This is a genomic window from Pseudomonas sp. 3MAES_34.3B (genome assembly GCF_058145875.1).
Genome location: NZ_CM176960.1, coordinates 1,024,695 through 1,036,949 on the forward strand (window position 1 = coordinate 1,024,695; position 12,255 = coordinate 1,036,949).

A 12,255-nucleotide genomic window follows, 5' to 3' on the forward strand; every position below is an offset into this window, starting at 1 on the left:
CATTCCCCATGCCGGCCGTAGTGCTTGATACCCCCGTCGCCGTTCGCCGCTCTGCAATGGATTTGCTGGCCAGGCGGGAGCACGGGCGAGTAGAGCTGGAACGCAAACTCCGCCAGCGGGGCGCGCCTCCCGAGTTGATCGCGTCGGAACTGGACCGCTTGGCCGAGGAAGGGTTGTTGTCCGAGGCCCGGTATCTTGAGAGCTTTATCAATTACCGGGCACGTTCAGGCTACGGGCCGGCGCGTATTCGCGAGGATCTGACCCAGCGAGGGTTGCAGCGCGCTGATGTAGATCAGGCACTGCGTGTTTGCGGGATGGACTGGGGGTCACTGCTTCGCGACGTGTGGGAGCGCAAGTTTGCTGCACAATTGCCAACCGACCCAAAGGAACGCGCCCGCCAGACGCGCTTTTTGCTCTACCGGGGTTACCCGATGGATATGGTGGGGCGGCTGCTTAGCGGAAGGGATTAGCCCTACCGCACCTGCCCGTCGATTCTGCTCTATGGCATTCGCGGGCTGTGCCCGCTCCTACTCTTTCGGTGGTCCGGCCCAGTGCTCGGGCTGGTTGATGAAGTCCACCAGTTCCCGCAAACGCCCCTGGTTTCTCCCTGTAAACGCAAAGGCCAGCCGAGCCAGGTGAGCCAGTTCCGGCTCATCAGCGCTTTCAGGTGCGACAGTGTGTTGCTCGAACGTGCCGCCCAGTTTCAGATCCGGGAATGCTTCCTCCATTTTTGCCAGTGCAGCACTGCTTAGCGGGTGCCGCATGCGTACGATGAAGGTAGTGCCCAGCCAGCGGGTGGAGTGGAAATTGGCGTAGAACCGGCGTATTTCATCCACCGCGTCCTGAGGGTTGTACACCAACCGCATCAGCTTCAGGTCGCTTGGCAGAATGTAGTGGTTGGCTTCCAGCTCTTCTTTCATGAAGCGAAGGGCACCCTCCCAGAAGGTGCCGCCCGGTGCGTCCAGCAATACCACGGGCACCAGCGGGCTTTTGCCGGTTTGTACCAGCGTGAGCACCTCCAATGCCTCGTCCAGCGTACCGAAACCGCCAGGGCAGAGCACGATGGCATCGGCTTCCTTCACGAAAAACAGCTTGCGCACGAAGAAGAAATGAAACGACAACAGGCGATCCGAGCCCTCGATCGTCGCGTTGGCGTGCTGCTCGAAAGGCAGCGTGATATTGAAGCCCAGGCTGTGTTCCCGTCCGGCACCTTCATGCGCGGCAGCCATGATGCCGCCGCCACCACCGGTGATAACCATCAGGTTTTCGCGGGCCAACGCTTCGCCGAGCGCGCGGGTGAGGGCGTAAACAGGATGTTCCCTGGGCGTGCGCGCCGAGCCGAACACGGTGACCTTGCGCCGACCTTTGTGGGTATGCAGGGCGCGAAACGCATGATCCAGCTCCCTGAGGGTCTGCAGGGTGATCTTGGCGTCCCAGCGGTTGCGATCTTCGTGGGCCATACGTAACACGGTGAGCAGCATATCGCGGTACAGCGGCAAGTTGCGGCTGTTGGGAGCCAGCTGCGAGAGCTGCGCTTCCACCTGATCAAGCAGGTCACGGCCATGCACGGAAAAATGCTCGGTCAGGTTCTGGTTGGGGTGATATGGCATGCAACCTCTCCGTCACAGCAGGGTAGGCGCGGCTGTAGTGCCCGCACCTGGCCAGGAAAGCAGGTCAGGGTTTCATGCCGCAGTCGGCGGCGGTGTAGCGGTGCGTCGCTACAGGTTTCTTCGTCTTGTTTTCAGTAAATTCATAGCGCATCACGGCCCCACGCGCCATCAGTTGCCGATAACCCTCGTTGCGGCACACGCTGGCGCCCAGTTGCAGGTAAACCTCTTGAGGGTTATCGCGCATTTTCGCCGCATGGCTGGGGCGCACGGCCAGGTGGTCAATCAGCTCATTACCCTTGACGGTATAGCCCTGGTCGAGGATGTCCTCGTTGATTGCCCGCGGTGTGCCCACACTGCTTTCCTTGGCTACTTTCTCGAGCGTTTTGGTCAGCTCATAGTCTTGTAGCGAAGCTGCCTGAGCGATGCCCAGGGGCAGCGCAAGAAGCAGGGAAACAGCGATGGTGAAGCGTGGCATGAAACCTCCTCGATCTGATGGCGCCCTCGGCGCGAGCCTGTTGGACCGGCTGCGCCCGCCCGTGTTCCGGACGGCAGGCGGTGGGGAGTATAACCGCTGCGGGTAGCGCCGTACCCTTGGGCCGGGTGGTAGAATGCGTGCTTTATCCTGCCTGGCCGTCTCATGTCCCATGCCGTTTTTCGCCTGCGCGCCGAGCGCCTGGCGCGCAGTACCCGGCCCTTCATTGCCAGAGGCTCGAAAAGCCCCCGTTGCCCGCGGTGCCGGGTGCTACCCAGCCATTGCCTCTGCGCGTTACAGCCTCAAGCGTCCAGTAACGCGGCGGTATGCCTGCTGATGCACGACGTGGAGGCGTTGAAGCCCACCAATACCGGCTGGCTGATCGCAGACGTGATCCCGGATACCTTTGCCTTTGGTTGGCAGCGAACCCATGTGGCGCCGGCACTATTGGCCCTGCTCGAAGACCCCCGCTTCGAGCCCTACCTGGTGTTTCCAGGCGAGTTCGTACAGCCACCGGGCCGGGTGGTGAACACCGTAGCAACGTCGTCCGGCAAGCGGCCCCTGTTCATTCTGTTGGATGCGACCTGGACCGAAGCCCGCAAGATGTTCCGCAAAAGCCCGTACCTGGACCGGTTTCCGGTGCTGAGCCTGGCGCCCGAGGAAATCTCTCGCTATCGACTGCGCCGTTCCCGAAGGGACGATCATTTCTGTACCGCGGAGGTCGCCGCCATGTGCCTGGGGCTGGCCGGAGAAACCGCTGCGGCGCAGGCCCTGGACACTTGGCTCGACCTGTTCAGCAGCCACTACCTGGCGGCCAAGCGCGGCCTGCCGCGGCCGCAGCTCGCCGACCCTCAGGCCAGCGCAGCCTTGGCCCTTGAAGGCCACAGCTGCGCCACCAGCATGCCGGCAAGCATTACCGCGCAGCCGAGATAACCTCTCGGCGTCAGCACCTCGCCCAGGAACAGCGTGGCGGCGATTGCTGCAAACACGGCTTCGAGCGAGAAAATGATCGCGGCATGAGAAGTGATGGCGTGCCGCTGGGCAATCACTTGCAAGGTGTAGCCGAGTGCGGCCGCGACCATACCTCCGTACGCAACGGCGGGGATGGCATCTACCATGGCCTGAGCGTGGAAGGGCTCGAAGACCACGGCCAGCGCAAGGCTGACCAGGGCGCAGACCACGAACTGGATGAACGCCAGGCGGATCACGTCGTGCCGGCTGGCAAAATGCCCCACCAGCAATACATGCCCCGCCCATACAAAGGCGCCTGCCAGCTGCAGCCAGTCGCCGGGCGCGACTTCGAAATGCTCGTTCACGCTCAGCAGGTACATCCCGATCACCGCCAGGCAAGCGCCCAGCCAAGTGCCGGCGCCGGTAGCGTGGCCGAGAAACAGGCCCACTACCGGTACTACAATCACATACAAGCCAGTGATGAATCCGGCGTTGGTCACGGTGGTGAACTGCAGGCCGAATTGCTGCAGGTTGATGCCCAGCGCAAGCGCCAGGCCCATGGCGATGCCCGCAGCCCACTGACCTCGGGTTGCCGCTTGAGGCGCGCGGCGGGTGCGCCAATACAGCAGCGGAAGCAGGCACAGCGAACCCAGGGCGAAGCGCAGCCCGGTGTACAGGAACGGCCCGACATGCTCCATGCCGGCGGTTTGCGCAACGAAGCCAGACCCCCAGATCATCGCGGTAAGCAGCATCAACAGGTCGGCGCGCAGGGCTTGGCGGTGCATTCATTCACTCCATGAATATTCTGGGGGCGAAACTGTGCCCCAATGCAGGCAACTTGACCACCCCTGCCGGTCTGGGCATGCTTGGCGCCGGTTTGGTTGCGGCAGATCGTCACGCCTGTGATGGCCGCCTGGCCGTACCTTGCTCGTTCACACAGGATTTAGCTGATGGCCAGCCACGACATTCTCATCGCCGATGACCATCCGCTCTTTCGCAGTGCCTTGCGCCAGGCATTGACCTTGGGCCCGGGGGCCGAGACGAAGGTTTCTGAAGCCGAAAGTATCGCTGAGCTCGAGGCCCGGCTTGCCCAGAAGGATGACTGGGACCTGGTACTGCTTGACCTGAACATGCCCGGGGCCTATGGATTTTCCGGCCTGGTGTTGCTGCGAGGGCAATACCCGCAGGTGCCCGTGGTGATGATTTCTGCCCAGGACGAGCCCGCCGTGGTGGTCCGCGCCAGGGAGTTCGGCGCCAGCGGCTTCATTCCCAAGTCCAGCCCGCTGGAAACGATCCAGGCCGCGGTCCGCGCCGTATTGGAGGGGGATGACTGGTGGCCACCGCAAGCCTTCGAGCCCGTGGAAGTCAGCGCTCAGGCGCGGGAAGCAGGGGAGGGGCTGGCCAGCCTCACGCCGCAACAGTTCCGAGTGTTGACTATGGTGTGCGAGGGGCTGCTGAATAAGCAGATCGCCTTCGAGCTGAGCGTTTCGGAAGCCACCGTCAAGGCCCATGTCACGGCGATCTTCCGTAAGCTTGGCGTACGTACGCGAACCCAGGCGGCGCTCCTGCTTCAGCAACTGGCGTCGGTCAGCGGCAACTGAGGCGTCGGGTAGCTGCAACTGCGAGGCTGATCGGGTAAGGTGCAGCACCGCAACCGTAGGGCCCGTTCATGTCACCTTTCAAAGGCCACAGTGGCTTCAAACGCATGGTTAACGCAGCCGGTTATTCGATGGCCGGGCTGAAAGCCGCCTTCGTCGGCGAGGCCGCGTTCCGCCAGCTTGTCTTGCTCAACGCAGTGCTCGTTCCATTGAGCTTTTTTCTACCGGTAAGCCGGGTAGAGCATGCTGTGCTGGTGCTTGCGTGCCTGCTGGCACTGATCGTGGAGTTGGTAAACTCGGCGATCGAAGCCACCGTTGACCGTATATCGCTGGAGCGCCATCCGCTGTCCAAAAACGCCAAGGACATGGGCAGCGCCGCGCAATTCGTGGCGCTCACGCTTATTGCCCTGGTGTGGGGCATCATTCTGCTTTAAGCCACCGGGCGCAGCACAATCTCGTCACTGCGGCGCACGCCAGCGGTAAACGTGCGGCACAGCTCAAGGAATTCCCGCATCGCGCAGGTCTGGTACTTCTGTTTATGCCAGATAAAGAAGAACTGCCGGGACAGGTCCAGTTCCGGCGTGGCGATGTACACCAGGCTGCCGCGCCGCACCGCATCGCGAAGGGCCAGGCGGGACACGCAGCCAATACCCAGCCCGGACTCCACCGCACGTTTGATGGCTTCGGTGTGCTCCAGCTCCAGACGCACGTTGAGCAGCGAGCGGTGGTGTCGCATGGCCTGGTCGAAGGTGAGGCGGGTGCCAGACCCCTGTTCGCGCAAAATCCAGGCTTCTTGCACCAATTCCTCCAGGCTCGCTTCGCCCTTGGCCGCCAGTGGATGAGAGGGTGAACAGAACACCGCGAGCTCGTCTTCTACCCACGGGTGGACCGCTATGTCGCCATGGTGGCAGTCGCCTTCGATCAAGCCCAGGTCCAGCTCATGCTGGGCCACCTGTTGCACGATATGCGCGGTATTGTGTACGTGCAGTTTCACCTGGCTTTCCGGGTGACGCTGCATGAAGCTGCCGATCAGCAGTGTGGCCAGGTAGTTACCGATGGTGAGCGTGGCACCCACTGCCAGCGAGCCGAAGCCAGACTTGCCGTTAAGCAGGTCTTCGATCTCCTTGGCTTGGTCGAGCAGCGCAACCGCCTTGGGCAGAAGCTGATGGCCGAGCGCGTTCAAGCTCAGGCGTTTGCCGGCACGGTCGAACAGCTGGCAGCTCGATTGCCGCTCCAGCTCGGTGATAGAGGTGCTGGCTGCGGATTGCGAAAGGGCCAGCAACGACGCAGCGCGAGACACGCTCTCCTGTTGGGCAACGGCAACGAAAACCTGTAACTGTCGAAGTGTGAATCGCATATCTATATAACCGATTAGGTATATCTTGATAATTCATTTAACAGATATTGTGGCGGGCTCTAGAATACCGCGCAATCATGCCGCAGTGTCGGCACCTGCCAGGCATGCACCTGCCAGTCAGGGTACCGAGTTTTCAGGAGCCTTTCTTCAATGAGCAACTTCAACCACGAGCGCGTGCTCAGTGTTCATCACTGGAACGATACCCTGTTCAGCTTCAAGTGCACTCGCGATCCCGGCCTTCGTTTCGAAAACGGCCAGTTCGTGATGATCGGCCTGCAGCAGCCCAACGGCCGTCCCCTGATGCGCGCGTATTCCATCGCCAGCCCGAACTGGGAAGAGCATCTGGAGTTCTTCAGCATCAAGGTGCCCGATGGCCCGCTCACCTCGCAGCTGCAGCACCTGAAGGAAGGCGACGAGGTCATCATCAGCAAGAAGCCTACCGGTACCCTGGTGCTCGACGACCTCAAGCCCGGCAAGCACCTGTACCTGCTGAGCACAGGCACTGGCCTGGCGCCGTTCATGAGTGTCATCCAGGACCCGGAAACCTACGAGCGCTTCGAGAAGGTGATCCTGGTACATGGCGTGCGCTACACCAACGAAGTGGCTTACCACGAGTTCATCACCGAGCACCTGCCGCAGAACGAATTCTTCGGCGAGGGCGTGCGTGACAAGCTGATCTACTACCCCACCGTCACCCGTGAGCCGTTCCGCAACCAGGGCCGCCTGACCGACCTGATGCGCAGCGGCAAGCTGTTCGCCGACATCGGCCTTCCGCCGATCAACCCGCAGGATGACCGCGCGATGATCTGCGGTAGCCCGAGCATGCTGGACGAGACCAGCGCGGTGCTCGACAGCTTCGGCCTGGCCGTTTCGCCGCGCATGCGCGAGCCGGGCGACTACCTGATCGAGCGAGCCTTCGTGGAGAAATAAGCCCGCGTCGTAAAAAAGCCGCTCCGCTGTGTAGGCCGAGCGGCTTTTTCATGCCTGGGCTACGACTTCCAGCACCTTGATGGTGTGAAGGTCAGGGTAATGCCAGCGCACTTCCACGTCCCACAGCTTTACTCCGTATTGGCGGCTTGGCTCGGGTACCTGATACGCGGGGCGGGGATCCTGCCCCAGGCATTGTTCGATCAGTGCCACCAGGGGCTCGCCCAGTCGCTGGCCATGCGCGTTCGCCTGCTCAAGCGCGTGCTCGTTCCATTCCACCGCCACCCCTGGGGGCGCCGCGTCAGCCAGGGTATTCACCGCGCCTGCCACCTGGTCGGCATAGGGTACGTAGGGCTTGATGTCCAGAACAGGCGTGCCATCGAGCAGGTCGATGCCGGATAGCCACAGCTTTCCCGGCTCTACCCGGTCCAGCTTCACCACAGACTGGCCTATCCCGTTGGGGCGATGCGTCGCGCGGGTGGCGAACACACCGATGCTGCGGTTGCCGCCCAGGCGCGGCGGGCGAACCTTCAACCGTGGCTGTGCTTCGAGCGCCTGGTGAAACACGAACAGCAGCCACACGTGGCTCACACCTTCCAGGCCCTGCACTGCTTCTGCGCGGTCGTAGGGCGCCAGCAGTTCCAGGCAGCCCCGGGCAGCGCTGGCCAGTGCCGGTTGCCGGGGAATAGCGAATTTTTCCTTGAAGCATGACCGCACATGACCCACGGGGCTCATTGTGTAGGACATGTCAGGGGCGCAGCCGGAGCGTCAGGCCCTTGAGGAAGTTACGCAGCAACTGGTCGCCACAAGGGCGATAGTTGTCGTGGCCGGCCTTGCGGAACAGTGCACTGAGCTCCGGCTTGGAAATGGGAAAATCGACCCGTTCGAGAATCTGGCGGATGTCGTCTTCGCGCAGTTCGAAGGCCACGCGAAGCTTTTTCAGAATATCGTTGTTGGTCACCGGCAGTTGCACAGGTTGCGGCGGGCGGCTGTCGTCCTTGCCGCGCCGATGAACCACCAGGCCGTCCAGGAAGTGGCCCAACACCGCGTCCGGGCAGCGAACGAAACCCGCTTCGTCTTCCTTCTTCAGGTAGGTGCGCACCGCTTCGATTGGCACGGCCAGGCCGCCCAGCGCGATGATGTCGATCAGCTTGCCGTCGCTGATATTGAGCATGTAGCGCAGGCCGCGCAGCACATCGTTGTGAATCATGGGTAGTCAAAAGCCCTTGAGCGTAAAAACGCATAGTGTACCTGCCGCCGCCGGCTGCTGCTCAGGCCGAGCGGGCAGGGCGCGCAACCAGGCGCAGGTGCAACAGGGGATACGGCTGGCCCATGCCATCGACTTCGCTGCGGCCGACCACTTCAAACCCCTGCCTGAAATAAAACCCCACGGCTTGCGCGTTCTGCTCGTTCACATCCAGGGCCTCGGCATTGAGGTGGTCGATGGCGTACCACAACAGCCGTTTGCCCAGCCCGCGCCCGCGATAGGGCGGGTCGATGAAGAGCATTTCTACCCTTCCCGCGGCTACGCCGGCAAACCCTGCTATTCGTTTGTTGCCATCACGGATGCAGATCAACATCACCAGGTCGAGGTAGCGCTCGAGCATGAGCGCTTTCAACTCGTTGATATAGTCGTCTGGAAGGAAGCTATGGGTAGCCCGCACTGAGGCTTCCCACACGCGGAGCAGTTCGGGATAGTCCCCGGGGCCCGGGGTACCGATGGAAAAGGGCGCTGGCATGGCTAAGGTCTCCTAGACACTTGCCAGCACCACTATAGCCCGGCTGGGCGTAGTTTTCTTGCAACCTCAGAGGGCGGTTGCCCACAGGTCGTATTCGTCTGCCTCGGTCACTCGGCACATCACCTTGTCACCCGGGCTGAGCGGCCGATCGGCTTCCACATACACATTGCCGTCGATTTCCGGCGCGTCGTAGAAGCAGCGGCCAATGGCGCCTTGCTCGTCCACTTCGTCGATCAGTACTTCGATTTCGCGGCCCACGCGGGTCTGCAGGCGTGCTGCGCTGATTGCTTGCTGATGCGCCATGAAGCGATCCCAGCGGTCCTGCTTCACGTCATCCGGCACGGCGTCGGCCAGTTCGTTGGCTGGCGCGCCTTCCACGGGGGAGTACTGGAAGCAACCGACGCGGTCCAGCTGCGCCTCGGTGAGCCACTCCAGCAGGTATTGGAAGTCTTCTTCGGTTTCGCCCGGGAAGCCGACGATGAACGTGGAACGGATGACCAGCTCCGGGCACAGCTCGCGCCAGTTCTTGATGCGCGCCAGGGTCTTGTCTTCAAAGGCCGGGCGTTTCATCAGCTTCAGCACTTTGGGGCTGGCGTGCTGGAACGGGATGTCCAGGTACGGCAGAATTTTGCCGGCCGCCATCAGTGGGATCAGCTCGTCCACATGAGGGTAGGGGTATACGTAGTGCAGGCGCACCCACACGCCCAGGGTGCTGAGCGCCTGGCAGAGTTCGGTCATGCGGGTTTTCACCGGCTGACCATTCCAGAACCCCGTGCGGTATTTCACGTCTACGCCATAGGCGCTGGTGTCTTGCGAAATGATCAACAGTTCCTTCACGCCGGCCTTCACCAGCCGCTGGGCTTCATCCAGCACATCGCCCACCGGGCGGCTGACCAGCTTGCCGCGCATGGACGGAATGATGCAGAAACTGCAGCTATGATTGCAGCCTTCGGAAATCTTCAGGTAGGCGTAGTGGCGCGGCGTGAGCTTGATGCCCTGCGGCGGTACCAGGTCGATCAGCGGGTTGTGGTCCTGGCGTGGCGGCACAACCTGGTGTACGGCGTTCACTACCTGCTCGTATTGCTGGGGGCCGCTCACGGCGAGCACGCTAGGATGCACGTCACGGATAACGCTTTCGTCCACGCCCATGCAGCCGGTCACGATCACGCGGCCGTTCTCGGCGATGGCTTCGCCGATCACTTCGAGCGATTCGGCCTTGGCACTGTCAATAAAGCCACAGGTGTTGACCACCACCACGTCGGCATCCTGGTAGGTAGGGACGACCTCGTAGCCTTCCATGCGCAGCTGGGTCAGGATCCGCTCCGAATCGACCAGGGCCTTGGGGCAGCCCAGAGAAACGAAGCCGACCTTTGGATTGGCGGCGGGCGGAGTGACAGTAGACATGACTAACCTCGGTGTGGGGCGAAGCCGTGGGTTCACCCGGTTGCGCGCTGGGCGCGTCTGATCAAAAAGTGCGCAATTCTAGCGATGCGCGCGCTTCATTGCCAGCGTTAAACGGGGGAAATGCGACCAGCGCTGCGCTATGCTTCGCCCCCTCGTGAAGCACCGGTTGCGCGCTGCAACGGGCACGAAACAAAAACACCGCTCGGCGCTCGAAGCCGGGATCAAGGGTAGCAGGAGAAGTGGATGGTTCAGGCAAGCAATGAGGCAGAGGGCGGCCATGCCGCGGCGAAGCCGCTGAGCATGCTGGTCGCGGCGGTGGGCGTGGTCTATGGCGACATCGGTACCAGCCCGTTGTACACCCTCAAGGAAGTGTTCATGGGCGGATATGGGGTCACCGTCACCCATGAGGGGGTGCTTGGCGTGCTGTCGCTTATTTTCTGGGCGCTCATCTGGGTAGTGTCGATCAAGTACGTACTGTTCGTGCTGCGCGCTGACAACCAGGGTGAAGGGGGCACCATGGCGTTGCTGTCGCTGGCACGCCGTGCGGTGGCCGGCCACCCCCGGGTAAGCTCCGTAATGGTGGCGTTCGGCCTGGTGGGGGCTGCACTGTTCTACGGCGACAGCATGATTACCCCGGCGGTGTCGGTATTGTCTGCGGTCGAGGGCCTGGAGCTGGCGTTCGACGGGGTGGAGCACTGGGTGATCCCGGTGGCGCTGGTCATCTTGATAGGCCTGTTTATCCTGCAGAAACACGGCACGGCCCGTATCGGCAAGTTGTTCGGGCCCATCATGGTGTGCTGGTTCGTGGTTCTGGCCGCGCTCGGCGTGCTGGGTATTTCCCATCATCCTGAAGTACTGCACGCCATCAACCCGATCTGGATGGTGCGTTTCTTCGCCAGCCACCCGGGCATCAGCATCGCGGTGCTGGGTGCCGTAGTGCTGGCCTTGACCGGTGCCGAGGCGCTGTATGCCGACATGGGCCACTTCGGCCGCAAGCCGATTGCCCGGGCCTGGTTTGCCCTCATCCTGCCGGCGCTGGTGCTCAACTACTTCGGCCAGGGTGGCCTGCTGCTGGAGAACCCTGAAGCGGCGCGTAACCCGTTCTTCCTGCTGGCACCCGGCTGGGCCCTGATTCCGCTGGTAGTGCTCTCGACCATGGCCACGGTGATTGCGTCCCAGGCGGTGATTTCCGGTGCATTCTCGCTCACGCATCAGGCAATCCAGCTGGGCTATATCCCGCGCATGCACATCCAGCACACCTCCAGCAGCGAGCAGGGCCAGATCTACATCAGCGCGGTGAACTGGCTGCTGATGGTGGGCGTGATTCTTCTGGTGCTGGGCTTCGAGTCGTCGAGTGCGCTGGCTTCTGCCTACGGGGTAGCGGTAACCGGCACCATGCTGTGCACTACCGTGTTGCTGTCGGCGGTGGTGCTGCGGCTGTGGAAGTGGCCCGTGGTGGTTGCGGCGCCCTTGCTGTGCAGCTTCCTGCTGGTGGACCTGCTGTTCTTCACGGCCAACGTGCCGAAGATCGTTCAAGGCGGCGCCTTCCCGGTGCTGGCGGGGAGCGCGCTGTTCATTCTGATGACCACCTGGAAGCGCGGAAAACAGCTGCTGGTAGAGCGCCTCGACGAGGGCAGCCTGCCGCTGCCTATCTTCATTGGCAGCATTCGGGTACAGCCGCCGCACCGCGTTCAAGGCACGGCGGTGTTCCTTACTGCCCGGCAGGACGCCGTACCCCACGCCTTGCTGCACAACATGCTGCATAACCAGGTACTGCACGAACAGATCGTGCTGCTGACGGTGCTCAGCGAGGATCAGCCGCGCGTACCTGCGCAGGAACGGGTCGAGGTCGAGGCATTTGGGGAAGGTTTCTACCGGGTGATCCTGCATTACGGCTTCATGGATGAGCCAGACGTGCCGGCGGCGCTCGCGCTGTGCCATCTCGAGGACCTGGATTTCAGCCCGATGCGCACCACCTTCTTCCTCAGCCGGGAAACCGTCATCCCATCTCGCCTGCCCGGCATGGCCCGCTGGCGGGAAGGGCTGTTCGCCTTCATGCTCAAGAACGCCAACGGCAACCTTCGCTTCTTCAGGCTGCCGTTGAACCGGGTGATCGAGCTGGGTACGCAGGTGGAGATGTAGCAAGCCGGGTATCGATCAGGGCGCGGTTCCCGGGGGGTAAAACCCGGGAGCGCGC

Annotated in this window: 14 protein-coding genes; 6 read left to right on the forward strand and 8 right to left on the reverse strand. The window is 62.3% G+C overall.

The features are described from left to right. The first annotated feature begins 8 nt into the window (after nucleotides 1-8). The gene (gene recX, locus AC3Z8Y_RS04570; protein WP_490088642.1) at nucleotides 9-470 is read left to right on the forward strand and encodes a recombination regulator RecX; all 462 of its coding nucleotides are present in this window, start codon (nucleotides 9-11) and stop codon (nucleotides 468-470) included. Between the two features lie 57 nt (nucleotides 471-527). Here the strand turns inward: recX and AC3Z8Y_RS04575 are convergent, their stop codons facing one another. Together AC3Z8Y_RS04575 and AC3Z8Y_RS04580 are read right to left on the reverse strand one after the other, a co-directional pair. After that, nucleotides 528-1,610, reverse strand: a complete 1,083-nt coding sequence (locus AC3Z8Y_RS04575; protein ID WP_490088643.1) for an LOG family protein — start codon at nucleotides 1,608-1,610, stop codon at nucleotides 528-530. Nucleotides 1,611-1,674: 64 nt separating this feature from the next. Beyond that, the gene (locus AC3Z8Y_RS04580) at nucleotides 1,675-2,085 is read right to left on the reverse strand and encodes a quorum-sensing-regulated virulence factor family protein (protein WP_490088644.1); all 411 of its coding nucleotides are present in this window, start codon (nucleotides 2,083-2,085) and stop codon (nucleotides 1,675-1,677) included. A gap of 162 nt (nucleotides 2,086-2,247) precedes the next feature. Here AC3Z8Y_RS04580 and AC3Z8Y_RS04585 point away from each other — a divergent pair, with 162 nt between their 5' ends. Further along, the gene (locus tag AC3Z8Y_RS04585; protein ID WP_490088645.1) at nucleotides 2,248-3,015 is read left to right on the forward strand and encodes a tRNA-uridine aminocarboxypropyltransferase; all 768 of its coding nucleotides are present in this window, start codon (nucleotides 2,248-2,250) and stop codon (nucleotides 3,013-3,015) included. Here AC3Z8Y_RS04585 and AC3Z8Y_RS04590 read toward each other — a convergent pair. Then, the gene (locus tag AC3Z8Y_RS04590; RefSeq protein WP_490088646.1) at nucleotides 2,934-3,818 is read right to left on the reverse strand and encodes a DMT family transporter; all 885 of its coding nucleotides are present in this window, start codon (nucleotides 3,816-3,818) and stop codon (nucleotides 2,934-2,936) included. The genes AC3Z8Y_RS04585 and AC3Z8Y_RS04590 overlap by 82 nt on opposite strands. 165 nt (nucleotides 3,819-3,983) lie before the next feature. Between AC3Z8Y_RS04590 and erdR the strand changes: the two genes are divergently transcribed. Both erdR and AC3Z8Y_RS04600 read left to right on the forward strand, forming a co-directional pair. Further along, nucleotides 3,984-4,634, forward strand: coding sequence for a response regulator transcription factor ErdR (gene erdR, locus AC3Z8Y_RS04595; protein WP_490088647.1), 651 nt, complete (start codon nucleotides 3,984-3,986; stop codon nucleotides 4,632-4,634). A gap of 68 nt (nucleotides 4,635-4,702) precedes the next feature. Further along, nucleotides 4,703-5,065 carry a diacylglycerol kinase gene (locus tag AC3Z8Y_RS04600; RefSeq protein ID WP_490088648.1) on the forward strand — a complete coding sequence of 121 codons (363 nt, stop codon included), beginning with the start codon at nucleotides 4,703-4,705 and terminating at the stop codon, nucleotides 5,063-5,065. Here AC3Z8Y_RS04600 and AC3Z8Y_RS04605 read toward each other — a convergent pair. After that, a complete protein-coding gene (locus AC3Z8Y_RS04605) occupies nucleotides 5,062-5,988 on the reverse strand; it encodes a LysR family transcriptional regulator (protein WP_181117230.1) in 927 nt (308 codons plus the stop codon). The two genes, AC3Z8Y_RS04600 and AC3Z8Y_RS04605, sit on opposite strands and share 4 nt — an antisense overlap. 150 nt (nucleotides 5,989-6,138) lie before the next feature. Between AC3Z8Y_RS04605 and fpr the strand changes: the two genes are divergently transcribed. Then, nucleotides 6,139-6,918 (forward strand): ferredoxin-NADP reductase, encoded by a 780-nt coding sequence (gene fpr, locus AC3Z8Y_RS04610; protein WP_181117231.1) that lies wholly within the window; start codon nucleotides 6,139-6,141, stop codon nucleotides 6,916-6,918. Nucleotides 6,919-6,966: 48 nt separating this feature from the next. On the opposite strand, the gene tsaA is transcribed toward fpr, so the two are convergent. The 4 genes from tsaA to rimO all read right to left on the reverse strand — a co-directional run bounded on the left by tsaA (nucleotide 6,967) and on the right by rimO (nucleotide 10,058). Then, nucleotides 6,967-7,662, reverse strand: coding sequence for a tRNA (N6-threonylcarbamoyladenosine(37)-N6)-methyltransferase TrmO (tsaA, locus tag AC3Z8Y_RS04615; protein WP_490088649.1), 696 nt, complete (start codon nucleotides 7,660-7,662; stop codon nucleotides 6,967-6,969). 1 nt (nucleotide 7,663) lies between these two features. Beyond that, on the reverse strand, nucleotides 7,664-8,125 hold the full coding sequence (locus AC3Z8Y_RS04620; RefSeq protein WP_490088650.1) for a YehS family protein: 462 nt from the start codon (nucleotides 8,123-8,125) through the stop codon (nucleotides 7,664-7,666). Nucleotides 8,126-8,186: 61 nt separating this feature from the next. Beyond that, nucleotides 8,187-8,654, reverse strand: a complete 468-nt coding sequence (locus AC3Z8Y_RS04625; RefSeq protein ID WP_490088651.1) for a GNAT family N-acetyltransferase — start codon at nucleotides 8,652-8,654, stop codon at nucleotides 8,187-8,189. 66 nt (nucleotides 8,655-8,720) lie between these two features. Further along, the gene (rimO, locus tag AC3Z8Y_RS04630) at nucleotides 8,721-10,058 is read right to left on the reverse strand and encodes a 30S ribosomal protein S12 methylthiotransferase RimO (RefSeq protein ID WP_490088652.1); all 1,338 of its coding nucleotides are present in this window, start codon (nucleotides 10,056-10,058) and stop codon (nucleotides 8,721-8,723) included. A 300-nt stretch (nucleotides 10,059-10,358) separates the two neighbouring features. Between rimO and AC3Z8Y_RS04635 the strand changes: the two genes are divergently transcribed. Beyond that, nucleotides 10,359-12,200: a potassium transporter Kup gene (locus tag AC3Z8Y_RS04635; RefSeq protein WP_490089933.1), complete on the forward strand. Its 1,842-nt coding sequence runs from the start codon at nucleotides 10,359-10,361 to the stop codon at nucleotides 12,198-12,200. Nucleotides 12,201-12,255 lie beyond the last annotated feature (55 nt).